The following is a 23,602-nucleotide window of genomic DNA, read 5'->3' as shown; positions in this document are numbered from 1 at the left end:
AATTCTCTTGTTCGGCGGCCGCTTTTTTTTTTATAAACACACAAAAAAACATTTTTTTTGGGCCGCCCTCCCATCGGTACAAAACCCGGTGGGGGGGGGGGGCCGCGCCCCCCCAACGACGCACGATCCGCTTGCTCAGATGGTCTTCGACAAAATCGAGGTCGCCATGCACGATGTCAGCATGTTCGAGTCCTGCGGAGATCCGTCCCAGTGCTGTACGATCGTGAAAGCAATCGTCTGAATTCAGCACGCCTACCGCGTCTCCGGTATAGAGGCGCAGCCCCTTGTTCAGGGCGTCATACATTCCGCAATCTGGCTCGCTGATCACTCGGATCTGCTCCTGTGGGTAAGACCGGACAATTGCCACCGTGTCGTCCGACGAATTGCCGTCGATGACCATCAGTTCCTTGTCGGCATGACCCTGGGCCAGAAAGCTGTCGATCGTATGCCTGATCGTCGCCGCAGAGTTCCAACAGACGGTCAAGACGGAAATTTTCATGACGACCCTAGCCTAATGCTGCTCACTGCGCCGCAACACGAATGCGATCCTCGTCCAAGCGCCGATGTTCGGATTCCCGCCTTACCGTTTCGAGGTCGGATTGGACCATTTCCTGGACCATTGTCGCCAGCGACGTTGTTGCCTTCCACCCGAGAACGCGCTCCGCTTTCGAAGCGTCACCGATCAGAAGCTCAACTTCGGTCGGTCTGAAATAGCGCGGATCGACCTCGACCAGAACAGCGCCGGATTTTGCGTCGATGCCTTTTTCTTCAATTCCGGACCCAACCCATTGGATTTCGGTGCCGACTTCGTTGAACGCAAGCTCGACAAAGCGGCGGACCGAGTTCTTGACCCCAGTTGCAAGGACATAATCATCGGGCACCTCATGCTGAAGAATTCTCCACATGCCTTCGACATAGTCGCGGGCATGGCCCCAGTCGCGTTCAGCCGACAGATTGCCGAGGTAGAGCTTGTCCTGAAGGCCGAGGCTTATCGCGGCAGCCGCGCGCGTGATCTTGCGAGTGACGAACGTCTCGCCGCGCATCGGGCTCTCGTGGTTAAACAGGATGCCGTTGGAAGCGTGGATGCCGTAAGCTTCACGGTAATTCACGGTGATCCAGTACGCATAGATCTTTGCGGCCGCATAAGGTGACCGAGGATAGAAAGGCGTCGTCTCGCGTTGCGGAATCTCCTGCACTTTCCCGTACAGTTCGGAAGTCGATGCCTGATAGAAACGCGACTTTGCTGTCAAGCCAAGCAGTCGGATGGCTTCGAGGAGACGCAATGTGCCAATCGCGTCGGCATTCGCCGTATATTCAGCGGTTTCGAAGCTCACCTGGACATGGGATTGTGCGGCGAGATTATAAATCTCGTCGGGCTGCACCTCCTGGATGATGCGGATGAGGTTGGTGGCATCGGTCATGTCGCCATAATGCAGCGACAGCCTTACGTTCTTTTCATGCGGATCCTGGTAGAGACTGTCGATTCGGCCGGTATTAAACGACGACGACCGCCGCTTGATGCCATGGACATTGTAGCCCTTTGCCAAAAGAAGCTCTGCGAGGTAGGCGCCATCCTGGCCGGTGATGCCGGTAATGAGTGCGGTTTTCCTAGTCATTGTACTTCTCCGGGGTCGACAAGGCGATATTCTCAACACTGATCAGCGTATCGGCTAGTTGTCTTCGCGGCCCACTCAACGCGCGCCAAATCCTGTCAGCATGGTTCGGACGGTACGAAACACAATCAGCACGTCGAGCCAAGGGGAGAAATTCTTGATGTAGTAGAAGTCGTAGTGAAGTTTTTCCAGAACATCGTCCACGGCCGCAACGTGGCCTTGGTTGACTTGTGCCCATCCGGTAATGCCAGGCCGCACGATATGCCGGTAGCGATAGAACGGCAGCTCCGCTTCATACCATTTCGAGAGTACGAGTGCTTCCGGCCGCGGTCCTATCCAGCTCATTTCACCGCGCAGGATGTTGAAGGCCTGCGGCAACTCGTCGATCCGGGATTTTCTCAAGAACTGCCCCAAACGGGTGATGCGTGTGTCGCCGGCCTTCGTGATGGCCGCTTCCTTCTCGTCGACAGCCGTGTCGCTGAGCTTCATCGTTCGAAACTTGTAGACCTCGTAGGGATGCCCTCCGTAGCCCATTCGCTTCTGTCTAAATAGTGCGGGTCCAGGCGAATCGATCTTTACCGCAATCGCCACAAACAGCAGCAATGGCGAGAAAACAACAAGCACAAATAACGCAGAAGCCCAGTCCACAGACTGTTTTATTTTCAGGTAAGCCTGGTTTGGATTCAAGGAGCCTAGAGTGTTTTCAGAAAGATGCTCGATCTCCACTCTGCCTGTGAGCGATTCGCTGATTTGCTTGACGTGATAGACTGGTGTTCCCGACAGCGCACGGTCCGCAATATACCGCTCCCATTCATCTGAAAGATCGGCCCTAAGATCGGCCACGACGCCGCTCGCGTATTCGACAACCGTATCGGGCGAATGGATCCTATGCCAACTCACACCCGGTATTGTCTCCAGCCTGTCGACATCTCCGCCAGGAATTATTGCCAGGCGATATGCATCGAGCCGTCGAGTGGCCAGGCTCAGGCCAAAGTACCACAATGTTGACTGGATGAAGCTCGCGGCGGCCTGGAATCGGCTGTAGTCAAATCTGAAGAAGAAGATAGTGACGAACACAAGGCCATAGGTCAGCGCGAATGTTGGCAGGATGTAGCCAGCCGCCGCGACGCCTGGGAAATTGCCGATGCGCTTGTAGAGGAAGTAGCCTGTCGTATGAGCGATGATTGCCGCGACGATCGTAACCTGCAAGTTTGAGTACAGGATAACCTGTTGATCAAACGACATGCGGATCAGCGCAGGCAGCAGGATAGCGAATGTCAATCCGCCAAGCAGCTGAAAGCGCATCCGGAGCAGCAGATGCCTTCGATTGGGCAATTGGACAGTGGTGGTGCTCAAATTGAATCCCGCAACCCGGGTCCCATGGAAACCTGGACGTTCACCTGACAAGGTGCCGCTCTCGGCCAACGCTCGAATAGGCTATGCCTTCCTTCACGACGTCCTCGCCGCGATAGACATTTCGAAGGTCGACCATTACCGGCGTCGCCATGACTGCATGGAGCCGCTTCAGATCCAGCGACCGAAACGCATTCCATTCGGTGACGATGACGATTGCATGCGCGCCGTCGGCCACCGCGTAGGCGCTTTCTCCGAATTCAATGCCCTCTATCATCTTGCGCGCCTGCTCCATGCCGACCGGATCATAGGCCTTGATCGAAGCGCCGGCATCCTGGAGTGCCTGAATGATGGCCAATGAGGGGGCGTCGCGCATGTCGTCGGTGTTCGGTTTGAACGTAAGGCCGAGGATACCGATGGACTTGCCGCGAACAGAGCCGCCGCAGGCCTCGACCACCTTGCGCGCCATCGCCCGTTTGCGCTGATCGTTTATCGAGACGGTCGTTTCAATAAGCCGCACGGGGCTTGCCGCGTCCTGCGCGGTCTTGACCAGTGCTAGCGTATCCTTCGGGAAACAGGAGCCGCCATAGCCCGGCCCGGCATGAAGAAACTTTGCGCCGATGCGGTTGTCCATACCGATGCCGCGCGCGACATCCTGCACATCGGCGCCCAACCGCTCGCAGAGATCGGCAATTTCGTTGATGAAGGTGATCTTCATGGCCAGAAAGGCATTGCCGGCATATTTGGTAAGCTCAGCCGTACGCCGGCTCGTGTAGAATATCGGCGCGACATTCAGCGAGAGCGGGCGGTAGATCTCGCCCATGACGGCTTTGGCCCGTTCGGCATCGGTCCCGACAATGATGCGGTCGGGCCGCTTGAAATCCTCGATGGCCGATCCTTCGCGAAGAAATTCCGGATTGGAGACCACCGCAAAATCGGCGGCGGAATTTTGCTCGCGAATGATCCGTTCCACCTCATCGCCGGTACCGACCGGAACGGTCGATTTCGTCACCACGACCGTAAACCCCTTGAGTGCGCGACCAACTTCGGCCGCCGCATCGTAGACGAAGGACAGATCGGCGTGCCCATCGCCACGCCGTGACGGCGTGCCCACGGCGATGAAGACGACATCCGATTGAGAAACGGCATCGGCCAGATTGTCGTCGAAACGCAAGCGACCTTGCGCGGTGTTCGTGGTGACGAGGTCGTCGAGCCCTGGCTCATAGATCGGTATCTTGCCGAGTTTGAGCATGGCAAGCTTTTCCGCATCACGATCGACGCAGCAGACCTGATGGCCAAAGTCGGCGAAGCAGGCGCCCGAGACGAGCCCCACATAGCCGGCACCAATCATTGTTATCCGCATATCGCGTACTCTCAAATCAGCGCCGACGAGATGATCTCGCTAGACAGCGCCCACTCCCTACCAAAGGACGGCTACCGCACTCCCGGGTGAAAACCCGAGAGCCGATCCTACAACAATTTGCATCGCCTCGCCGCACCTCGATGCTTACGACTATGCGATGGCGACGAGATCCCTGGCATCAAGGTCGACAGGGATCTCGCCATTCATGATGGCAACCAGAACCCGAGCCCTTCCGGCTGGATCGAGCCGGTCAAGGCGACCGATCATTTCCGCGAACGGGCCGGAAAGGATCCGAACCGAAGAACCGGCTGCGAGGCCGCCGCTGAAGTCGAGCAGGCCGTGCCTGCCGGTCAACGCAATGAAGCGCTCTACCAGACCGGAGGGCACAGGCAAAGGCCGGCCCCCTTGCATGACGAGGGAACGCACACCGAACGTTCCGTTGATCGAGCGCCAACGTTGCAGCGCGACGTCAAGGGCGATGAACATATAACCCGGGAAATAAGCTGCGGACCGTGTTTCGAGCCGCCGGGCATGACGCACGGTTTTCTCGCAGCGAGGTTCAAAGGGCTGGAATCCCTGGATCCGGAGATGCCGCTCGGCGACATGCTCCTTCCCGGGAAAGACGCTGGCCGCATACCAGCGGGTTGCCGGCGCGGCGGTCGGCTCAGGCGACAGGGTTGTTGCCTTGCTCGTTGTTTTTTCCGCGCTACTCACGTGTCTTCCTTCGGCGGTCGGCGGCATGATCTCAGGTCAACGGTTACGACAGTGTGTGGATACCAGCAAGCAACCAAGCCGCTAGAGTCAAGGCGGTTGGGTTAAGAATTTCCTACACATTGTCCAGAAATTTAGCTGTGCCTAAATAATCACCGAGCCGCTTTCTTTTTCAGCTGGCTGAGATGCTATGTCGAGCAATTTATTTCCATACGTAGGTGCTTGGTTACGCTGGTCGTGACGAATCGCCCGTTGGTTCTGGTACTTAGTCCGTCGACTTGAAGCTAATGTGACGGCCTCGCTGCATGGCGTCGCGCTACAAGCCTGCCGCCAGCGAGAAAGATCCTGCACGGCCACACCAAGCACGGCGAAAAACCATTGTCGCGCAGAACAGGTTACCATTGAGTCATGGGGTTCAGGCAACAACATGGTGACAGCGATGCAACGCGCAGTTCCGTTCTGACTTCAGTTCCGCTCGACCGGCTTCACGACCGCTTCAGCAGCGACCAGACAGCCGGCACCAGGCTCGCGGCCAGCGCAACCTTAATCAGATCACCGACGATAAAGGGCAACACCCCGAACTGCCAGGATTTTTCCGGGCCGATCAACAGCGCCAGCCAGGCAAAGCCCATTGCCATCATGACGATCTCGGCAACCAGCATGGCATTGAAGAGCTTGATAGGATGGCGATCCCAGCCACGGTCGGCAGCCCAGCCGACGATCGCCGCCATGACGACGAAGCCGGCTAGATAACCGCCGGTCGAACCGAGCATGTAAGCGATACCGATGCCCTTTTCGGGCGTGCTCTGGAAGACCGGAAGGCCCAATGCGCCCTCGGCCATGTAGAGAAGCAGCGTTGCGACGCCAAGGCGCATGCCGAAGGAGGCAGCGATCAGGAAGACGGCGAGCGTCTGCATCGAGATATCGACCGGTCCGAGCATAACCTTGGTCTTGGCAGACAAGATCAGCAGCAGCGTTCCGGCGATCGCCAGCAAAAGCTGTCCTGCCAGCCGGGCCGCGCCCTTTTCAGGCAAAGCGAGAGAAATAAGCGGACGCATCGTCGTTGCAAGTGCCATGGTCTTCCCCGTTCCGGATTGCCGCCGAACGCGGCCTTGCGTTTTCCTATATTGGCTTCCGTGCTATGCGGCAATCGGTTTTGCCCTCGCCCCAAAAAAGGTCGCGACGTTCGCATGGCGCTGAAATTCGATACACGCTTCGATCCGGCCTACGGCCAGGGCGTAGCCGTTGCGCCTGGTATTCAACGCGTCACCGCCAGGAACCCAAGCCCGTTCACATTTCACGGAACCAACAGCTATATCGTCGGGCGCGAGACGCTGGCAGTGATCGATCCCGGACCGGATGACGAGGCACATCTTCGAACACTGCTCGAAGCGATCGGGACCAGGCCGGTCAGCCATATCTTCATCAGCCACACGCATCGCGACCATTCGCCGCTGGCGGCGCGGCTGAAGCAGCATACCGGTGCGGTGGTTCTGGGGGAGGGCCGGCATCGCCCAGCGCGGCCGTTGCGCATCGGCGAGGTCAATCCGCTCGATGCCAGCGCCGACACCGACTTTGTTCCTGATATCGCGCTGCCGGACGATATGGTGATCGACGGCGACGGCTGGGCGATCCGGACGGTGCTGACGCCCGGCCATACCGCCAATCACGCGGCCTTCGCGCTGGAGGGAACCGGCATCCTTTTCTCGGCCGATCACGTCATGGCGTGGGCAACCGCGATCGTCGCGCCGCCGGATGGCGCGATGGCCGACTACATGACATCTCTCGATCGGCTGATCGAACGTGACGACCGGCTGCTGCTGCCCGGTCATGGTGGGCCGGTGACCGAGCCGCGCAGCTTCATGCGCGGATTGAAAACGCATCGCAAAATGCGCGAACGCGCAATTCTGGAGCGGATCAACAACGGCGACCGGACAATCAAGGACATGGTGGAGGCGATCTATCGAGACACCGACCCGCGCCTGCATAGCGCGGCCGGCCTGTCGGTGCTTGCCCACCTGGAAGACTTGGTGGCGCGCGGCCTGGTTCACACCGATGGCGCGCCGGCTATCGACGGCATCTATTCGCCGGCAAAGTAGTACCGTTCCGATATCATTCCGCCGGCGCCACGCCCACCTGGCCGGCGACTTCCTGGTCGAGTTCGGCAAGGAAATCGGTGATGCGCGCTGCATTGTCGCCAAGGTCGTAGCGGCCGTAACGTGAGGCCGAGCGCATATCGACGATGACCGCATCGCCGTCATCGGTCACGCGGATGGCGACATCAGCGGGAAGGCCAAGCAGGAAGCTCTTGGCCAGCGCATCGACCGTCACGTCGATTTGCCCTGCTGCCTCTGGAAATGGCGCCGTGAGCTGCCAGCCGCGCCGATCGAGCACGGTTTTGACCGCCTCCAGAACGCGATCGAAAGGCAAGGTGTAGCTGCGTCCGGTAACAAGCGGATAAGCTTCGATTTGCAGGCGCTGCTCGCCGGGCGTCGGCGGCAAAAGCTCGTTCATGTCCTTTGTCCGGGTAGAAATATCGAGCGCCGGCGGGTCGTCAAAATCCGTCGAGATGTCGCGCAGCGGCGGATAGGTCGCCGCCCAATAGGCCGCGACAGCGTAAGGGATGAGCACCAGAAGCGCCAGCAAGCCGCCGGCGGTCAGGTCATGGCCGCCGCGATCACCGAAATTCCACAGTCGCGCAAAGGCAAACCCGGCAAACAAAAGCGCAACCGCGGCCAGCAAGGCGACAATACCAAGCACCCACAGGAATGCCGGCGTCTCGACGAGGTCATATCGGTGGCCGATAAGAACCGTCAGCAGCAGGATCGCCGAAAACGCGCCGGCGCGCCGCGACCAACCGGCGGCCCTCGACGTTTGTCGCTCGGGAATTCCCGTCATTGTTTTCCGCGCTGCCCCAACCCGAACCAAGGCATAGTGCCTTTCAGCGGCGGCTTGAAGGCGCAAAGACGCCGCATCTCCGGTCAATCCGTCGGCAGGTGATAGTCCCGAAACTGCTGGCGCAAGGTAATCTTCTGGATCTTGCCGGCAGCGGTGTGTGGGATTTCGCCGACAAAAGCGACGTCGTCCGGCATCCACCACTTCGCCACCTTGCCGTCCATGAAAGCGAGGATGTCGGTCTTGGTCGGCTCCCTGCCCGGCTTAAGCACAACCACGAGCAAAGGCCGCTCGCCCCATTTCGAATGCGGAATGCCGATGGCGGCGGCCTCCGCCACATCGGGATGGCCGACCGCCAGGTTCTCGAGCTCGATGGTCGAGATCCATTCACCGCCCGACTTGATCACGTCCTTGGCACGATCGGTGATCTGCATGTAGCCGCCGGGATCGATATGCGCGACATCACCGGTATCGAACCAGCCGTCTTCATCAAACTGTTCGGATCCGATGCCGCCATAATAGGCGCGCGCGACGGCCGGCCCGCGGACCTTGAGCCTGCCGAAAGTCTTGCCGTCCCATGGCAGTTCGTTGCCGGCGTCGTCCGTCACCTTCATTTCGATGCCGAACGGCGTAAAGCCCTGCTTCTGCTGGACGCCTAGGCGGGCCTCGCCCTTTAGCCCGGCATAGTCCGGCTTCAGGGTGCACAGTGTGCCGAGCGGCGACATCTCGGTCATGCCCCAGGCGTGGACGACCTGGACGTCGTAACTGTCCTGGAACTTCGTCGTGAGCGCGCGTGGACAGGACGAGCCGCCGATGACGACTTTCTGCAGATAGGGTAGTTTCTTGCCGGTCTCTTCCAGATACTGGAGGAGCATCATCCACACCGTCGGCACGGCGGCGCTGAAGGTCACCTTCTCGGTGTCGAGCAGCTCGTAGAGCGAAGCGCCATCCATCTTGCAGCCGGGCATGACCAGCTTGGCGCCGATCATCGGCGCGCTCTGGGCAAGGCCCCAGGCGTTGGCGTGAAACATCGGCACGACCGGCAGTATGGTATCGCGCGACGACAGGCCCATGGCGTCGGGCATGGCGGCGATCATGGCGTGCAGCACGTTCGAACGATGGCTGTAGAGGACACCTTTCGGGTCGCCCGTCGTGCCCGAGGTGTAGCACATCCCGGCGGCGGTGTTTTCGTCGAATGTCTTCCATGCGAAGTTGCCCTCGGCTCCAGCAAGCCAATCTTCATAGGCAACGACATTGGGCAGCGCAGTCTCCGGCAAATGCGCCATGTCGGTCAGCACGATAACCTGCTTCAGCGACTTGACCGCGCCGGCGATCTTTTCGAGCAGCGGCAGGAAGGTCAGGTCGACGAAGATCGCCTTATCCCCGGCATTGTTCATGATCCAGGTGATCTGCTCGGGAAAGAGACGCGGGTTGAGCGTGTGATAGATGGCGCCGACACCCATGATGCCGTACCAGGCCTCGATGTGGCGCGCAGTGTTCCAGGCCAGGGTCGCGATGCGGTCGCCAAGCCCGAAACCATCACGCTCTAGCCGCCCGGCGACCTTTAGGGCACGATTATGGATTTCGGCATATGTGCTGCGTACGATCGGCCCCTCGATCGAGCGCGACACGATCTCGCGTCTGCCGTGCTGCCTCTCGGCGTTGTCGATCAGCTTGTGGCAAAGCAGCGGCCATTCCTGCATCAGCCCGAGCATCTGTTCCTCCCGTTATTTTTTTGCCATTGTGGGACGAACCGGCGGATTGTCCAGCCAGATCCGGGCTGGAGCGGTGCATGGAGCCGAATGAGGCGGAATTCGCCACAATCCGGCCATGCTCGGCGTTAACGTTGATTAACGGGCGGGGCGCGATTGGCGAATGAAAGAGGTTCGCATGGACCCGCAGTTCGACGACAAAGCCCTCGAAAATACGCTTGCCGAAGGTCTGGCCGATCTGGTGGCGGCCGATGTCATGCAGGCCGATCTGTTGCCCGACGCCAAAGCCGTTTCCGAAGATGAATTCGTCGAGGTCGTCGGTGGCGCCCTCGAAGCGGTCGGCGGCACGCTCTTGTTCAAGATGTGCGTCGAGAACGAGGGCGAAAGCCAGCACGTCGCTGCCGCCTGCGTCGGCGATGGCGGCAATCGCCAGTTCCTGCTGCTCACCTTGCCGACCAGCGGTGGTGCGCTGAAGGTCGAGACCACCTCGAAAAGCACCAATCCGGTGGCCGGCATTGCCGCCGCCTATGCCGGACTGATGGACGCATTCAAGGCCGCCGCCTGATTCTAGGCGAGATACCGGCGGAAAGCGCAAGACTGCCGTCCGCCGGCGACGCCCGCTGGTGGCAAGCAGGTCTTGCGCAACGCTCTTGCCACACACATTTTGACGGTGAGGCAAGGAGATCCGACATGGACCAGATCGCAAACCCGTCACCCGGCTTTCAGCGCAATCCGGGCAAGATCATCACCGTCGAGCCTTACAAGGGCACCGTGACGGTGCGCGCCGGCGATACCGTCATCGTCTCGTCCAGCAAGGTCAAGGTGCTGACCGAATCGCCGTATCCACCGGTTTTCTACATTCCGTTCGAAGACATCGACTTCAAGCAGCTTGGCAAGACGGAACACTCGACCCATTGCCCCTACAAGGGCGATGCCAGCTATTGGAGCGTGCTGCCCGCCGGCGATGCAGGCAAGAATGCGATGTGGGCCTATGAGCGGCCGTTCGACGAGATGTCGGATATCCGTGATCACGGCGCGTTCTATCCGAACAAGGTGACTATCGAGGCCACGCCCGACTGATCAGTCGGTGGTGCCTTCATCGCCGACGCCGTCGGCATCGTCGAGCCGCACGAATGTGAGGCCCTTGGCCTTCAGCGCCAGAAGTCCCTGCACCACGCCTTCGCCGGCGGCATGGGTCGGCTGGTTGATATGAGCGATGATGACGTCGCCGTCCTTTGCCGCGGCAATGCGCCGGGCGGTCTCTTTTGCGCCGAGCAATGAGCCGCCATCGCCGTTGATTGAGAATCCGGCGATCTTGAAGCCAAGCTTGCGTATCATCGCGTTTGCCGACGGGCTGTATTCGGCGGTTGCGCCGCGAAACCATTTCGGCGCCGGTTCGCCGGTCACGGCAAGAGCGGCAGCACCCGATTCCACCTCGGCCAGCACGGCCTCCGGGCTGCCGGCACTGCGAATGCCGTAGATCCTTTGCGGCGTGTCGACCGCCGGAACATGGCGGCCACCATGGTTTTCCAATTCAAACAGTTCGGGATGCGCCCGCATGATCTCGACGGCGGCGGCGTTGTGCTTCAGCCAGATCCCGGTGACGAAAATGGTGGCGGGAATCTTGTTTTCCACCAGCGCCGAGAGAATCCGTGTGTCGGTTCTTCCGCCGCACGCATCGAGCGTCAGCGCGACGCGGCCGCTGCCCATCTCGGCCTTGATGTGCAGCGTCGGTGCGACGAGCAACTGGGCCTTACTAGGAGTGACAGCCCACAGCGATATCGCAACGGCGCAAAAATACTTTTGGAACAGGCGCATCGATTATTTCCAGATCGGCCGGATCAAAGTTGAAGCGGCGACCCCAAGACCGGCATCAAGGCGGAAATCGGGACGATGCCCCTGCAAAAGCGTCGGCAGCGGCAATTTGACCGCCGGCCTGACCTTTGGCAAGCGCGAGGTCACAATGCGTGCTCCACGTCCTTAACCGTACGTGAAAGGATCGCGCACACCGCGTCGACCACCGCTTTGACCTCAAGTTGCCAGACGCAGCAAGCCTTGCTCGGATCGGGGCGGCGGCACAGGTCCCTGGCTATGCACTCGCAAGGCATAGAGGGCCGCGGCGTAACACTGGCCACGCCGACAGGACCCCAGACGGCGGGGTCGGTCAGGCCGAAGAGGCCGACGACCGGCGTTCCCGCGGCGGCGGCCATGTGCATCGGGCCACTCTCGTTTCCCAGAAAAAGGCGTGCATGGCCGAGGACCGCCAGCAGCGTTGCCAGCGACAGCGCCCCGACCACGTTGACGACCGGCGAAGCGGCCTTGGCGACGATGCGCTCGGCAGATGCCCGTTCACCGGGGCCGCCGACAAGCAGGAAGTCCAAGCCGGTCTGTCGCGAGAGCTCGTCGATCGCCAGCGCAAAACGTTCCGGTTGCCATTGCCGCCCCCGGAAGCTCGCTCCCGCATGAACGGCTATGAAAGCGTTACGCCGGAGATGATGCCGGTCGAGAAGCGCCAATGCCTTGGCCGTCTCCAGCGGCAGCGGCTCAATCGTTGGGACCTGCGCACGCAACTCCACGCCAAGCGCCTCAAGCGGGAAAGATAGCGGTAGAGATAATGCTGGCCGCCAAAGCCAAACGGCTTGGCCAGGACGTTGGCGGGCTGGCGTTCCAGCCAGCGCAACGGTTTTTCGGGAGGATCATATCCGGCGCGGGTCTTGGCGTTGACGAGCCTGACGATAATGCGTGAGGTTTTGGAATCGGCCAGGTCGATGGTCAGGAAATCGGAATCGGCGCAGAGCGCGCACCATCGCGTAAAGCTCGCGACCACGCTGTAGAGGGGGTGCCACGCATCCGTACGCGCCGGAGCGCCACCACGTCCGAGGCGATGCCATGAGCCATCAGGAAGCTGGCAAAGCTCGCCTCGCAAAGGAACACGATCCTGGCCTTTGGATATTCAAGGCGCAGGTTACTGGCGAGCGCGGAGGCGAGGACAAGATCGCCGAGAATTTCGTCTGGAGGATGAGAATCGAGCGGACGTGCGTGGGCGGGTTCTGCAACATTTTTGTTTCTGGCACCGGGGCGGGTTCGGAGCCCGGAAACTGGGCAGAAACGATGTCGGGATTTGGAGCCGTCACGCGCAGTTCGCGTGAATTTGGTTACAAATCGGTAAGGTCAGATACTGGGTGGATTCCAACGCATACCGCGGCCGTTCTTTGCAGCCTGCGCAGCCGATTGCGCGGCACATCTGTTCCGGATCGAGCAGATCAAAGTCGACGCGGCGATCCCCAAAAGCGCCATCAAAGCGCAAGGTAACAGTGCCTGCTTCGCGTCTTTGCCGGCACGTGAAGGATCACGTCCACCGTGCCAGCAACCGATTAATCTCAAGCAGTCAGATGCAAGCTTTGTTCGCACCCGCCCGCGGCACACTTCGTGGAACACACATACAAAGATTGGTCAAAGCGGTCTTCACGAAGACTATTGCCACCCGATGCTTCCGCCGTTGTGTGCGCCCCCAGGGATCAAGCTATATGACCCACTAGTGAGAGTTGCCCTGTAGCTTTTCCTGGCCTTGAGACTTCGACCACCAGACAAAATACAGCGAGCCCATCTTCATCACAGGCACGCGGCGGTCGCGTTCCCGGGCTCGCAACTCACGATAGGTCTTCATCTTCAGAGTGCCGCCAGGCAACCTGATACGCACTGCCATCGGTCCAACTCCCGTCGTGCAACGCAGCAATTGTGTGCAATGCGGTAAGTAGAGACCTTCCGTTGCGGAAGAGTCAACAGCAGCGTCATCAACTTATTTTGCGAGCTCGCCCGCGGAGGCTCCGCGCGGCCTTCCCAGGCGCTTGCTGCGTCACCCCGGCGACTGATCGTCAATCAGGCGTTGGCGGTTCGACCACCAGGTGAAATAAACCCGGCCGATCTTGACGACGGGTATGCGGCGGGCGCGCTCGCGGTCGCGCAATTCGCGGTACACTTTCACCTTCAGCGTGCCGCCCGGCATTCTGATACGCACTGCCATCGCTTCCGCCGCCCCAATTGTGCAATGCAGCATCGCCTTCCCTGGCGGAAGAGTCAACGCCTGCCCGCTGACTTTTTCTGGGATTTGTCGAGCGGTCTCGGAATTTGGTGCGCACGGCGGTTCCTGATCCTGCGCCGAGGCGTCAATGCCCAGTCGGGATCGTCGGGTGCGGGCTATTGCCTAGGCGAGGACTTGTTGGGCGAGGATGGGCGATCGGACATGCCGCTCGGCCACCAGATGACGAAATAATTGCCGACCTGCCAAACCGGCACCTCGCGCTTCTGCTCGCGCCGCCGCAGTTCGTCCCTTTTCTTGATCTTCAAAGTCCCGCCCGGAAGCCTGATTCTTATCGTCACGTGTCCTCCCCCTACCCCCCAAGGTACGAACGATAGACGGGAACGGTTTCATCCCGGCTAAGCAATTTCGTCCAGGTCGAGCAATTTCGGGCGCGGTAGACGCAGGAACCGGGACCGGAGCGAGATCGCCGGAACCGGCTTCATTTGAAGAAATCCGCGATGCCGTTGATGGCCAGCACCGCATAGACGATCGGTCCGGCGATAAACGCACAATAGAGACAGAGGATCGCCGCCAGCACCGCGAGCAGCGGCTTGTCGCGGCCGACGGCGCGGAGCTCGGACTTCACCGACCAGCGCGCCGCAGCGGTTTGTTCATCATCAGACATGTGCACCATCCCGCGGCCATTTCACACGGCGGCTCGAAAACATCAACCTTGCTTGCTGCGCGGAAGATCCATTAGCCAGTGCTGCAAACAGGCCGTCACGCTCCGAAGATCGCGGCGCGTGCCACGTCCGACGTCAGGCGACAGGCATTTCCATAAATCGATGGTTTGCCAGCGCGTCTGTCCGACATCTTCGGTCTGGATCTATTCACGCTCCGACTTTTGCAGCCTGCACTGCCGCCTGCGCAGCAGCCAGCCTGGCGATTGGCACGCGGTAGGGTGAGCACGATACATAGTCGAGGCCGACCTTCTCGCAGAAATGAATCGAAGCGGGGTCGCCGCCGTGCTCGCCGCAAATGCCGAGCTTGATGTCGGGCCGCGTCGCCCTGCCCTTGTCGGCCGCCATCCGCACCAGCTCGCCGACACCCTCTATGTCGAGCGACACGAATGGATCCTGCTCGATGATGCCTTTTTGCCGGTAGGTCTCGAGGAACGAGGCCGCGTCGTCGCGGGAGATGCCGAAAGTGGTCTGGGTCAGATCGTTGGTGCCGAAGGAGAAGAATTCGGCCGCCTCGGCGATGACGTGGGCGCGGATCGCGGCGCGCGGCAGTTCAATCATCGTACCGGTGAGGTAATCGATCTTGACGCCGGTCTCCTCCATCACGCTTTTGGCGACGGCGTCGACGCGCGCCTTGACGAAATCGAGCTCCTTCACCAGGCCGACCAGCGGCACCATGATCTCCGGCACCACCAGCGCGCCGGCCTTCCGGCCGGCCTCGACGGCCGCCTCGAATATCGCGCGCGCCTGCATCTCAGCGATTTCGGGATAGGAGACGGCAAGCCGGCAGCCGCGATGGCCGAGCATCGGATTGAACTCGTGCAGCGCTTCGGTACGCCGCCTGAGCTTGTCCGGCGACACATTCATGGCAGCGGCGACCTCGGCCACCTCCTCCTCGGTCTTGGGCAGGAATTCGTGCAGCGGCGGATCGAGCAGGCGGATCGTCACCGGCAGCCCGGCCATGATCTCGAACAGTTCGAGGAAATCCGAGCGCTGCATCGGCAACAGCTTGGCCAGCGCCGTTCGCCGGTCCTTTTCGGTATCGGCCAGGATCATCTCGCGCATGGCAACGATGCGGTCGCCGTCGAAGAACATGTGCTCGGTGCGGCATAGCCCGATGCCTTCGGCGCCGAAGGAGCGCGCCATGCGCGCATCCAGCGGCGTCTCGGCGTTGGTGCGCACCTTCATGCGGCGCGCCCCGTCGGCCCACTCCATGATGGCGGCGAAATCACCCGAGAGTTCGGGCTGCAGCATCGAGACCGCACCCTTCAGCACCTGGCCGTTGCCACCGTCGATGGTGATCACGTCGCCCTTGCGGAAGGTCGCTCCCATCGCCATCAGCGTGCCAGCTTTGTAGTCGACGCGCAGCGAACCGGCCCCTGATACGCAAGGCTTGCCCATACCCCGTGCCACAACGGCGGCGTGGCTGGTCATACCGCCACGCGTCGTCAAGATGCCTTCGGCCGCGTGCATGCCATGGATGTCTTCGGGGCTGGTCTCGATGCGCACCAGGATCGCCTTGCGGCCTTGTGTCTTGGCCTCCTCGGCGTCGTTCGAAGAAAACACGATCTCGCCGGTGGCAGCACCTGGCGATGCGGGCAGGCCAACGCCGATGATGTCGCGCGCCGCCTTCGGATCGATGGTTGGATGCAGCAACTGGTCAAGCGAGGCCGGATCAATGCGGGCGACGGCCTCTTCCTTTGAAATCAGTCCGTCCTTGGCCATGTCGACGGCAATCTTCAGTGCCGCCTTGGCGGTGCGCTTGCCGGACCTGGTCTGCAGCATCCACAATTTGCCGCGCTCGATGGTAAATTCGAGATCCTGCATGTCGCGGTAGTGCTTTTCGAGGCGGTCTGAGATGCTGACGAAAGCCTGGAAGGCGTCCGGCATCAGCTTCTGCAGCGACGGCTTGTCGGAACCGGCGGCAATGCGTGCCGCCTCGGTGATGTTCTGCGGCGTGCGGATGCCGGCAACGACATCCTCGCCCTGCGCATTGACCAGGAACTCGCCATAAAGCTGCTTTTCGCCGGTCGACGGGTTGCGGGTGAAGGCAACGCCGGTGGCCGAGGTGTCGCCCATATTGCCGAACACCATGGCCTGGACATTGACTGCCGTGCCCCAGCTTTCGGGAATGTCGTGCAGGCGCCGGTAGGTGATCGCGCGGTTATTCATCCAGCTGGAAAACACCGCGCCGATGGCGCCCCAGAGCTGCTCGTGCGGATCCTGCGGAAAGGGCTTGCCAAGCTCCTCCTCGACTTTGGCCTTGTAGAGCGCGATCACGCCTTGCCATTCGATGGCTGTCAGCTCGGTGTCGAGTTCATGGCCGAGGCCGCCCTTCTGGTCTTCGAGGATCTCCTCGAAGACCTCATGGTCGAGGCCCATGACGACATCGGAATACATCTGGATGAAACGGCGGTAGCTGTCATAGGCAAAGCGCGGATCGCCTGAATCGGCGGCCAGTGCTTCGACCGTCTCGTCGTTCAGGCCGAGATTGAGCACGGTGTCCATCATGCCGGGCATCGAGGCACGCGCCCCTGAACGAACGGACACCAGCAGCAATTTCGAGGGATCGCCGAAGCGGCGCCCGGTCAGCCGACCGATATAGTCTAGCGCGACTGTAACGTCCGCTTCCAGCGAAGTCGGATAAGTGTGGCCGTTGGCGTAATACGCGTTGCAGACCTCGGTGGTGATGGTGAACCCAGGCGGCACCGGCAGCCCAAGGCTGCACATTTCGGCAAGGTTGGCGCCCTTGCCGCCGAGCAGATTGCGGTCGCCGGCACGGCCTTCCGCGGCGCCGTCGCCAAAGGTGTAGACCCATTTGGTCATGCTTGCTCCCCGGTTGCAGGAGATTGGAAATATTGGCAAATCGAGCGATATGATGCTGCAGTGCGAAAGGCAAGGCATCGACCGAGCCGGCCGAGCTTTACAATCGATTAAGAAAAAGCTGCGTCGAAAAGACCTGCTTTTGCCATTCTCATAAGCCAAACAAGGGAACGAGGGCTGGAACCAGCACCATCGTCGACGCTATCTGTTGGTTCCCGGCTGTAGGCGGTTCCAATTGTCCATCCTGCCGCTCCGAGACGCCCGCAACTCACCTGACTCGATGATCGAAAGATCGCCGCCATTCCAGCGGCTCAAATGGCGCGAACATTCTCCGATCCTGTAGCCATGCTGTCCGTTTGATCCCCAGCCTCCGTTCGCTGGACATAAAACCGGACAACTCACCTGCTACCTAATCCGGACAACTCATCTGCTTAGGACATTTTGTATCTTCGGCGTTGAGCTTTCCCCCGGCTCGTCTTATAAGCCCGCGCGCCGGGGCACGTTGCCGGCTGATGGGGCGTCGCCAAGTGGTAAGGCATCGGTTTTTGGTACCGACATTCCCAGGTTCGAATCCTGGCGCCCCAGCCATTTTCTCTCGGTCCGCTGCTGACGGCTCCGAAGCAGGTGCTCGATGGAGTTCTCCGCTCCATAGGGGCACGACAATTTACGCGCGAGAGATAGACGGCGTTTGACGTATCGCGAGTTATTATTACGAATGTGGCGGATCAATATGTAGTTCAGTTGATTTTGGACCAATCGGATGCGATCGTGAGGGCGAAGCAATAGCCTCGCCTCGTACCATGCGGGAGCCGATGTCGACCTCGGAGCCGGGCATTACATGCCAACGCCCGGCCCGCAAACAGCATCGCAGGAGCAGAATGAGATTACACCCAATTGCCGAAAAGGCAGCCTTTTTCGTTACGCTGCTTGCCGTTCTCGTGCTTGCACTTCTGCCAGTTTTCCGTCTCAAGGAGCTCGGCTTCGGCATAGGCTTCCATTATGACAAGCTTAGTCACGGTGTCGCTTTCGCGGCGCTGATGCTTGTTGGCAGCCTGGGTTGGCCGGAACGCAAAATGAGTTTGATAGTCTTCCTCGCTCTGGTTGGTGCTGCCATTGAAATCCTTCAGGGTACGACCTTAATAGGGCGGGATCTCGATGGATTTGATTGGGCGGCTGATTGCGTCGGCATCGGGTGCGCTCTGGCAGTCATTGGCTGTGCAAATTCGCTTGTTCGACGAGCGGCTTGAGGGACATCCTCTGAACGGCGCCAATCTGTTCCGGTAGCCATATCTCAAGCGCCGAACGGATGTAGGTTGCCGTTGGTTGCCGCAGTGATTCTGAAGCGAGACCGTACCATCCGAGTGCTGCGCAAGGCCTGCAGGAAAGGCTCAACCGTCTTCATCGGGCCGGCGTTGCTCGACGCGCCGTGGCGCGCTCGTCTCTTTCGACAGGCGCTTGGCACGTCCTCCCTCGATGGCTGCGCCGCCTTCTATATCTTACGGGTATTTTTTGCTGCCTGGTAGCGCCGGGATGCCTGGGAGAATTCCGACCAAGGAATCCGTCGGGACACAAGAGGCACATGGCCCAACTCTCTGGGGTTCCGAGTCCCTACCATCTCGGCCCAAACCGGCGCGTTTGCAGTCCAGGATGGTTTCGATGGTCACCTGGGTGTTGCTGGATTCTGATTGAACCGCATTTCGGTTTGCCATTTCGCAATCTTAGTGCGGACAACTTGGTCGCGGGCTGCCACTTGCGGTTATCTGTCCACAAGAAAATAGCATTGCCGGCAGAGAACGTGGTCCGGCAAGAATCCTAGTTTAAGGTCAACTCAGTTGGCCGGCATGACGATGCATATTGAATAGAAATTTGGCGCTTTACTGCAATTTATTCGGATTAAAAATTGATGTCTTCCAGAGTTACACCAGTGAACGACAAATTGTTTCACCTATATTCGCCGTTTATAGCACTATGGCCGGCTGTTATTACTTATAATATGTATCAATTGCCAATCACTCAAATAGTGATACGCAAACTTATTGAAACACTAAGTTAATTATTTGACTGTATCCATGTATGTAGTGTCTCGTAAAAATATCATACAGAAACTTTTTGAGCTAAGCATTAACTTCTTCAACGGTTAAATTTGACTGCTCGTCACTATCGTCGACTATCATGAAGTATATTTTTCTCCGCAATGTGACAATCCTGCCACCGATCAACCATTCTATCAGAGCGTGCGGGTATGTGATTTGGTGCTAATATACACCCTCTAGTAGGCAGACACCCGCGGGGCGCTATCGAATCAAGAGGGATTATGGATGGCAACTCTGCACTACGCATCGGGTGGATCCGCCACCGAAATCGCAACCGCCGGCTTCAATCTGGCTGACGTTCAGTATGTTTCGCTGGTCAACGCATTGCCGGATGGCATGAAAGGCCTGGTCTATCTCAATGAGCATGAGGGCGTGACCTCATCCTTCATCGAGAAAATGACCCCCTTCCTTGGCAATCCGAACGTGTTTGGGTTCTATCTTGTTGACGAGCCCGATCCCACCGGCAGGTGGGGCACCTACGCAACCGCCGAGAACCTGAAGGCGGAATCCGACTGGATCCATGAGCATTTTCCAGGCGCCAAGACCTTCATCACCATGATGAACATGGGATCCCCGACCAATCCGGATTTTACGAATACCTACAATCCGGCCAACACGCATATCGACTATTTCGGCATAGACCCCTATCCGGTGCGCACGGGAACGGACACGGTCGATTACGACATGATCGATCGAGCCGTGGCTGCAGCGGTGAAATCCGGCATCCCGGTTAACAACATCGTTCCGGTCTATCAGGCCTTCGGCGGCGGTAACTGGGAGACTTCCGACGGCGGAAGACAGGTCATGCCCACCCCCGAACAGATGCAAATCATGATCGATCATTGGGCCGCATTGGTGCCGTCACCTGCCTTCGACTACACCTATAAATGGGGAACGCAGAACGGCGACACCGCGCTTGAAAGCTCCCCGGAACTGCAGGCCGTTTTCCGGGAGCACAACCTCGCTACCTCCGGGACCGAACCGCCTCCCGTCGACACAAGCGACACCTTATACGGCACCAGCGGTGACGATGTGTTCCACGGCGCCGGCGGCCACACGATGATCGGCTATGGCGGCAATGACACTTATTATGTCGAGGATGTCCGCGATAAGGAGGTTGAGGCGGCGGGCGGCGGTGCCGACAAAGTGTTCGCTTCGGTTAGCCATGCTCTTGCGGCCGGCTCGGAGATCGAGCTTCTTGCCACCAACAGCCCGTCCGGCACCACGGCAATCAACCTAACCGGCAATGAGTTCGCCCAGACTATCCAGGGCAATGCCGGCGCCAATTACATTAGGGGCGGCGGCGGCGCCGACACGATGACCGGCTATGGCGGTAACGACACGTACCATATCGACAACGCCGGCGACAAGGTAGTCGAAGCGGTGAGCGGTGGGGTTGACAGGGTTTACACTGCTGTCAGCCATGCCCTTTCGGCCGGCTCAGAGGTTGAGCTCCTCGCCACCAACAATCCGACGCTCACGGCAGCAATAAACCTAACCGGCAACGCCTTCGGCCAAGCCATTTTTGGCAATGCTGGCGCAAACGTAATCAATGGCGGCGGTGGTGCGGACAAGATGGTCGGCTATGGCGGCAATGATACCTATTATGTCGACAATGTCGGTGATAAGGTCATCGAGGCCGTGGGCGGCGGCTCCGACAAAGTGTTCGCTTCGGTGAGCCATGCGCTTTCGGCCAGTTCACAGATCGAGCTTCTTGCCACCACCAATCCGTCAGGTACGTCTGCAATCAACCTGACGGGCAACACCTTTGCCCAGACCATCCAGGGCAACGCCGGCGCCAATGTCATCAACGGCGGACGAGGTGCCGACATCTTGACCGGTAACGGGGGCAATGATGCATTCGTGTTCAACAGTGCTCTTGGGGCCGGCAATATCGACAGGATCACCGACTTCGACAAGCTCCAGGACAAGATCCAACTCGACGACGCCGTTTTTGCCGGGCTTAAATTGGGTGGCCTTTCATCCGATGCTTTCTTTGCTGGCACGGCCGCGCATGACAGCTCCGACCATATAATCTACAACAGCTCAACCGGGGCGCTGTCTTTCGACAGCGACGGGATCGGTGGCGCAGCTCAAATACAGTTCGCCACTCTCTCTCCAGGTCTGTCGCTTGCAGCAGGTTCGTTTCTTGTGATCTGAACGACCCCGAACGGCGGACCTTCTGCTCGAGCCGGTCCGCCGTTCCGTCTTTGTTCCAGCACCGGAATTCCAAGTGGGATGTTTAGTTTTGCCTGTGCTTCCCCAAGGAACTAGCAGGCGGGAACTTTCGGTAAGGTGAGCGAGTAAACGCAGCGGGACTATTGGTGAGCGTCCTTCGGGATTATCACTGCGAGTACCTTGCCAGTATCGACGCTATCAGCTTTGCCAGATCAGCGCCGGTCTCTTCGGTCTCGCACGAGCAATTCAGCATAGACGACAAAATCGCTATAGGCGACGGGTGGTTCAACCTCGTCCTAATTGGCGGTCATCAGACGTCGCGGAGATTTTTCGGCTTAGTCATGCCGACTGCCTCGACGCCGCACCCATCAGCACCAACATCTTCGGCGAAGTGCATCAGGTCGCTGAGTGCCGAGCGGATTTGCGGCCAAGGGAATTCGGAGCACTCCTCCTCGCTTTCCCCCTCGCGCAACACGACATGGAGCTTGCCTGCCACACCGGCGAGAGTCGTGGCAGCAGTCCTTGAGAATGTTTGCAGGAGATCCTGCACCCGCTCCCCAGCCTGGCGTTCCGCCATCAGCGCTGCGGTGTAACCGGTTTCCTCGGCAGCCGCATTCCAGCGTGCCTGATGTGCCGCTAAAGCAGCTTCGGCCTTCTTGCGAAGAGCCGCTGTATATGGCTCTTTGCCAAGTATATCCTTGAGCGCCTCGATAGAATGGATCGTCACCTCCTCACCCTTGGCTAGGCGGACGGTCACGCAGGGAAAGCCGACGCTCTCAATGAGTTGCGTTTCCAAGCGCTGCTGTCTGCGGCAAAGCCGCTCGGTGAGCTTGTGAGCTTCCTCCCATTTCTGCCATAGAGCCATCACCGGGTCAGAACGCAGATTCGTCCTTCCGGCGCCGCCTGCGGATACGCTACCTTCAAGGGCCCATGCGGTGCTAGCCACCACTGTTCCTGCAAGTACTCGTCTGCGGGTGACGTGGGGCGGCGTCGTGGTATTGTCGGAATCAGCCATGATCCGAGCTCCTCAGAAGCTTGGGTTGTGGTCAGGCTGGGTAGGTGCAGCAACACCTGCTCAGCCGTCCTAGTGTTTGTGTTTGTCTAGCGTCTTCCATTTAGCCTGATTTCCCGGGCGAAAGTCAACCAAAAAGACTGACCTCAGCCGATGAGCCTAATTTCCGTGGAACAATGTAGGGGGGCCAGGGCCATGCTCGGTTGGAGCCAGGGCGAACTTGCGGTCGCCGCCGGCATCTCCAGAGCAACCATCGTTGATTTCGAACGCGGGGCGCGCATTCCACATCGGAACAACCTTGATGCAATACGCAGTGCCCTCGAGGCCGCTGGCGTCGAATTCATCCCAGAGAATGGCAGCGGGCCTGGCGTACGGCTTGCGCACCGATCCAACAACAGATGACCATCACGGCGAAACGCCGCATTTGAATCAAGCGACGGCGAGTCCTCTTGCAAACGACTGTGGCATAGAGCCCATTTTTCGCGAACATTTTGCGAGAGAAATGCCGCTCTATCCGCTCCACAGAAATGCGGGATACCCCCTGGGGAGCCGAAAAACGAACTGGTGGACAAAGATGCGATTTGCACCGTGCAGGATAGCCGAGTCCCGGATGGCCAACGCGTAGGTGATTGGGACGTTCCGGCCTTCTCCCCTCGACCACCAAAGGCCGGCATGCCACATGCCCGCCAATGTATGACAGACCGGCACGCCTGATTTCGTCCTGTCACAATCTCGTCGGAAACAGGATGGGCAAGTCGCGTCAGAACCCATCTGGCCAATACAAACGGCTCGCTGCCAGCGATATCGGCAGCTCTGGCCCGCATTGGCAGCACCACAGCGGCGGATCCTCGGCCTCTTAGCTTAGTTTAGTCCGCCGCTCCGCGCTCAGCGCGGCATGAGGCAAATCAATTCGAACGCCGGAGGCCTGATTCTGCAGAGTTTCCCGGTTTAGGTTTCGTTCGTGCGACGTGCTCGCAGCGCCTAGGAAAAGATCGGTGACGTTCGCAACACCTTGAATTTTCGGCGACACGCAGAGGTTACAGCCCGCCTGTATGCACCCCGCAATGGCTCAGATTTGTCTGGGTACG

At 59.4% G+C, this 23,602-nt stretch carries 22 protein-coding genes and 1 tRNA gene; 8 read left to right on the top strand and 15 right to left on the bottom strand.

The window, feature by feature from the left end; genetic code table 11:
- The 6 genes from NKH23_RS29990 to NKH23_RS29965 all read right to left on the bottom strand — a co-directional run.
- Nucleotides 1-499: glycosyltransferase (locus NKH23_RS29990; protein ID WP_353036148.1), on the bottom strand; the 499-nt coding region annotated here is incomplete at its 3' end.
- 22 nt (nucleotides 500-521) lie between these two features.
- Complete coding sequence (gene gmd / locus NKH23_RS29985) at nucleotides 522-1,616, bottom strand: GDP-mannose 4,6-dehydratase (RefSeq protein ID WP_353036146.1); 1,095 nt, start codon at nucleotides 1,614-1,616, stop codon at nucleotides 522-524.
- 75 nt (nucleotides 1,617-1,691) lie between these two features.
- The gene (locus NKH23_RS29980; protein WP_353036144.1) at nucleotides 1,692-2,969 is read right to left on the bottom strand and encodes a sugar transferase; all 1,278 of its coding nucleotides are present in this window, start codon (nucleotides 2,967-2,969) and stop codon (nucleotides 1,692-1,694) included.
- A gap of 40 nt (nucleotides 2,970-3,009) precedes the next feature.
- Entirely contained in the window at nucleotides 3,010-4,329 is a 1,320-nt protein-coding gene (locus NKH23_RS29975; RefSeq protein WP_353036142.1) for a UDP-glucose dehydrogenase family protein, read from the bottom strand.
- A gap of 150 nt (nucleotides 4,330-4,479) precedes the next feature.
- Complete coding sequence (gene nusG / locus NKH23_RS29970; RefSeq protein WP_353036140.1) at nucleotides 4,480-5,070, bottom strand: transcription termination/antitermination protein NusG; 591 nt, start codon at nucleotides 5,068-5,070, stop codon at nucleotides 4,480-4,482.
- Nucleotides 5,071-5,525: 455 nt separating this feature from the next.
- The gene (locus NKH23_RS29965) at nucleotides 5,526-6,116 is read right to left on the bottom strand and encodes a biotin transporter BioY (protein ID WP_353036138.1); all 591 of its coding nucleotides are present in this window, start codon (nucleotides 6,114-6,116) and stop codon (nucleotides 5,526-5,528) included.
- A 114-nt stretch (nucleotides 6,117-6,230) separates the two neighbouring features.
- On the opposite strand from NKH23_RS29965, the gene NKH23_RS29960 reads away from it, so the two are divergent.
- Nucleotides 6,231-7,139 (top strand): MBL fold metallo-hydrolase, encoded by a 909-nt coding sequence (locus NKH23_RS29960; RefSeq protein ID WP_353036136.1) that lies wholly within the window; start codon nucleotides 6,231-6,233, stop codon nucleotides 7,137-7,139.
- A 13-nt stretch (nucleotides 7,140-7,152) separates the two neighbouring features.
- Here the strand turns inward: NKH23_RS29960 and NKH23_RS29955 are convergent, their stop codons facing one another.
- On the bottom strand, nucleotides 7,153-7,938 hold the full coding sequence (locus NKH23_RS29955; protein WP_353036134.1) for a DUF1499 domain-containing protein: 786 nt from the start codon (nucleotides 7,936-7,938) through the stop codon (nucleotides 7,153-7,155).
- 83 nt (nucleotides 7,939-8,021) lie between these two features.
- On the bottom strand, nucleotides 8,022-9,650 hold the full coding sequence (locus NKH23_RS29950; RefSeq protein ID WP_353036132.1) for a fatty-acid--CoA ligase: 1,629 nt from the start codon (nucleotides 9,648-9,650) through the stop codon (nucleotides 8,022-8,024).
- Between the two features lie 175 nt (nucleotides 9,651-9,825).
- Here NKH23_RS29950 and NKH23_RS29945 point away from each other — a divergent pair, with 175 nt between their 5' ends.
- Together NKH23_RS29945 and NKH23_RS29940 are read left to right on the top strand one after the other, a co-directional pair.
- A complete protein-coding gene (locus NKH23_RS29945) occupies nucleotides 9,826-10,212 on the top strand; it encodes a hypothetical protein (protein ID WP_353036130.1) in 387 nt (128 codons plus the stop codon).
- A gap of 125 nt (nucleotides 10,213-10,337) precedes the next feature.
- A complete protein-coding gene (locus NKH23_RS29940; protein WP_353036128.1) occupies nucleotides 10,338-10,727 on the top strand; it encodes a DUF427 domain-containing protein in 390 nt (129 codons plus the stop codon).
- Here the strand turns inward: NKH23_RS29940 and NKH23_RS29935 are convergent, their stop codons facing one another.
- Both NKH23_RS29935 and NKH23_RS29930 read right to left on the bottom strand, forming a co-directional pair.
- On the bottom strand, nucleotides 10,728-11,465 hold the full coding sequence (locus tag NKH23_RS29935) for a polysaccharide deacetylase family protein (protein ID WP_353036126.1): 738 nt from the start codon (nucleotides 11,463-11,465) through the stop codon (nucleotides 10,728-10,730).
- Nucleotides 11,466-11,605: 140 nt separating this feature from the next.
- Nucleotides 11,606-12,223, bottom strand: a complete 618-nt coding sequence (locus NKH23_RS29930) for a glycosyltransferase family 9 protein (protein ID WP_353036124.1) — start codon at nucleotides 12,221-12,223, stop codon at nucleotides 11,606-11,608.
- Between the two features lie 313 nt (nucleotides 12,224-12,536).
- Here NKH23_RS29930 and NKH23_RS29925 point away from each other — a divergent pair, with 313 nt between their 5' ends.
- Nucleotides 12,537-12,959, top strand: coding sequence for a hypothetical protein (locus NKH23_RS29925; RefSeq protein ID WP_353036122.1), 423 nt, complete (start codon nucleotides 12,537-12,539; stop codon nucleotides 12,957-12,959).
- Between the two features lie 223 nt (nucleotides 12,960-13,182).
- Here the strand turns inward: NKH23_RS29925 and NKH23_RS29920 are convergent, their stop codons facing one another.
- The 4 genes from NKH23_RS29920 to ppdK all read right to left on the bottom strand — a co-directional run bounded on the left by NKH23_RS29920 (nucleotide 13,183) and on the right by ppdK (nucleotide 17,234).
- The gene (locus NKH23_RS29920; protein ID WP_353036120.1) at nucleotides 13,183-13,353 is read right to left on the bottom strand and encodes a hypothetical protein; all 171 of its coding nucleotides are present in this window, start codon (nucleotides 13,351-13,353) and stop codon (nucleotides 13,183-13,185) included.
- 150 nt (nucleotides 13,354-13,503) lie between these two features.
- Nucleotides 13,504-13,671 carry a hypothetical protein gene (locus NKH23_RS29915; RefSeq protein WP_352484420.1) on the bottom strand — a complete coding sequence of 56 codons (168 nt, stop codon included), beginning with the start codon at nucleotides 13,669-13,671 and terminating at the stop codon, nucleotides 13,504-13,506.
- A gap of 496 nt (nucleotides 13,672-14,167) precedes the next feature.
- A complete protein-coding gene (locus tag NKH23_RS29910) occupies nucleotides 14,168-14,353 on the bottom strand; it encodes a hypothetical protein (protein ID WP_352564268.1) in 186 nt (61 codons plus the stop codon).
- Between the two features lie 205 nt (nucleotides 14,354-14,558).
- A complete protein-coding gene (gene ppdK / locus NKH23_RS29905) occupies nucleotides 14,559-17,234 on the bottom strand; it encodes a pyruvate, phosphate dikinase (protein ID WP_353036118.1) in 2,676 nt (891 codons plus the stop codon).
- 510 nt (nucleotides 17,235-17,744) lie between these two features.
- On the opposite strand from ppdK, the gene NKH23_RS29900 reads away from it, so the two are divergent.
- The 3 genes from NKH23_RS29900 (at nucleotide 17,745) to NKH23_RS29890 (ending at nucleotide 21,484) form a co-directional block, all read left to right on the top strand.
- Nucleotides 17,745-17,819 (top strand) — tRNA-Gln (locus NKH23_RS29900).
- Between the two features lie 290 nt (nucleotides 17,820-18,109).
- Nucleotides 18,110-18,478: a VanZ family protein gene (locus tag NKH23_RS29895; RefSeq protein ID WP_353036116.1), complete on the top strand. Its 369-nt coding sequence runs from the start codon at nucleotides 18,110-18,112 to the stop codon at nucleotides 18,476-18,478.
- A 1,071-nt stretch (nucleotides 18,479-19,549) separates the two neighbouring features.
- Nucleotides 19,550-21,484 carry a calcium-binding protein gene (locus NKH23_RS29890; protein ID WP_353036114.1) on the top strand — a complete coding sequence of 645 codons (1,935 nt, stop codon included), beginning with the start codon at nucleotides 19,550-19,552 and terminating at the stop codon, nucleotides 21,482-21,484.
- 328 nt (nucleotides 21,485-21,812) lie between these two features.
- On the opposite strand, the gene NKH23_RS29885 is transcribed toward NKH23_RS29890, so the two are convergent.
- A complete protein-coding gene (locus NKH23_RS29885) occupies nucleotides 21,813-22,517 on the bottom strand; it encodes a hypothetical protein (RefSeq protein ID WP_353036112.1) in 705 nt (234 codons plus the stop codon).
- A 150-nt stretch (nucleotides 22,518-22,667) separates the two neighbouring features.
- On the opposite strand from NKH23_RS29885, the gene NKH23_RS29880 reads away from it, so the two are divergent.
- The gene (locus NKH23_RS29880; protein WP_353036110.1) at nucleotides 22,668-22,916 is read left to right on the top strand and encodes a helix-turn-helix transcriptional regulator; all 249 of its coding nucleotides are present in this window, start codon (nucleotides 22,668-22,670) and stop codon (nucleotides 22,914-22,916) included.
- The last annotated feature ends 686 nt before the right edge of the window (nucleotides 22,917-23,602 follow it).

Source organism: Mesorhizobium sp. M1328 (assembly GCF_040318075.1).
Classification (GTDB): Bacteria; Pseudomonadota; Alphaproteobacteria; order Rhizobiales; family Rhizobiaceae; genus Mesorhizobium.
This window is presented reverse-complemented; position numbering and strand designations above follow the sequence as displayed.

Bases quoted from the DNA above. Each gene is read 5' to 3' on its own strand.
- gmd (WP_353036146.1), bottom strand. From the start codon at position 1,616: ATGACTAGGAAAACCGCACTCATTACCGGCATCACCGGCCAGGATGGC.
- NKH23_RS29975 (WP_353036142.1), bottom strand. From the start codon at position 4,329: ATGCGGATAACAATGATTGGTGCCGGCTATGTGGGGCTCGTCTCGGGC.
- nusG (WP_353036140.1), bottom strand. From the start codon at position 5,070: ATGCCGCCGACCGCCGAAGGAAGACACGTGAGTAGCGCGGAAAAAACA.
- NKH23_RS29965 (WP_353036138.1), bottom strand. From the start codon at position 6,116: ATGGCACTTGCAACGACGATGCGTCCGCTTATTTCTCTCGCTTTGCCT.
- NKH23_RS29960 (WP_353036136.1), top strand. From the start codon at position 6,231: ATGGCGCTGAAATTCGATACACGCTTCGATCCGGCCTACGGCCAGGGC.
- NKH23_RS29955 (WP_353036134.1), bottom strand. From the start codon at position 7,938: ATGACGGGAATTCCCGAGCGACAAACGTCGAGGGCCGCCGGTTGGTCG.
- NKH23_RS29950 (WP_353036132.1), bottom strand. From the start codon at position 9,650: ATGCTCGGGCTGATGCAGGAATGGCCGCTGCTTTGCCACAAGCTGATC.
- NKH23_RS29945 (WP_353036130.1), top strand. From the start codon at position 9,826: ATGGACCCGCAGTTCGACGACAAAGCCCTCGAAAATACGCTTGCCGAA.
- NKH23_RS29940 (WP_353036128.1), top strand. From the start codon at position 10,338: ATGGACCAGATCGCAAACCCGTCACCCGGCTTTCAGCGCAATCCGGGC.
- NKH23_RS29935 (WP_353036126.1), bottom strand. From the start codon at position 11,465: ATGCGCCTGTTCCAAAAGTATTTTTGCGCCGTTGCGATATCGCTGTGG.
- NKH23_RS29925 (WP_353036122.1), top strand. From the start codon at position 12,537: ATGAGCCATCAGGAAGCTGGCAAAGCTCGCCTCGCAAAGGAACACGAT.
- NKH23_RS29920 (WP_353036120.1), bottom strand. From the start codon at position 13,353: ATGGCAGTGCGTATCAGGTTGCCTGGCGGCACTCTGAAGATGAAGACC.
- NKH23_RS29915 (WP_352484420.1), bottom strand. From the start codon at position 13,671: ATGGCAGTGCGTATCAGAATGCCGGGCGGCACGCTGAAGGTGAAAGTG.
- NKH23_RS29910 (WP_352564268.1), bottom strand. From the start codon at position 14,353: ATGTCTGATGATGAACAAACCGCTGCGGCGCGCTGGTCGGTGAAGTCC.
- ppdK (WP_353036118.1), bottom strand. From the start codon at position 17,234: ATGACCAAATGGGTCTACACCTTTGGCGACGGCGCCGCGGAAGGCCGT.
- NKH23_RS29895 (WP_353036116.1), top strand. From the start codon at position 18,110: ATGAGATTACACCCAATTGCCGAAAAGGCAGCCTTTTTCGTTACGCTG.
- NKH23_RS29890 (WP_353036114.1), top strand. From the start codon at position 19,550: ATGGCAACTCTGCACTACGCATCGGGTGGATCCGCCACCGAAATCGCA.
- NKH23_RS29885 (WP_353036112.1), bottom strand. From the start codon at position 22,517: ATGGCTGATTCCGACAATACCACGACGCCGCCCCACGTCACCCGCAGA.
- NKH23_RS29880 (WP_353036110.1), top strand. From the start codon at position 22,668: ATGAGCCTAATTTCCGTGGAACAATGTAGGGGGGCCAGGGCCATGCTC.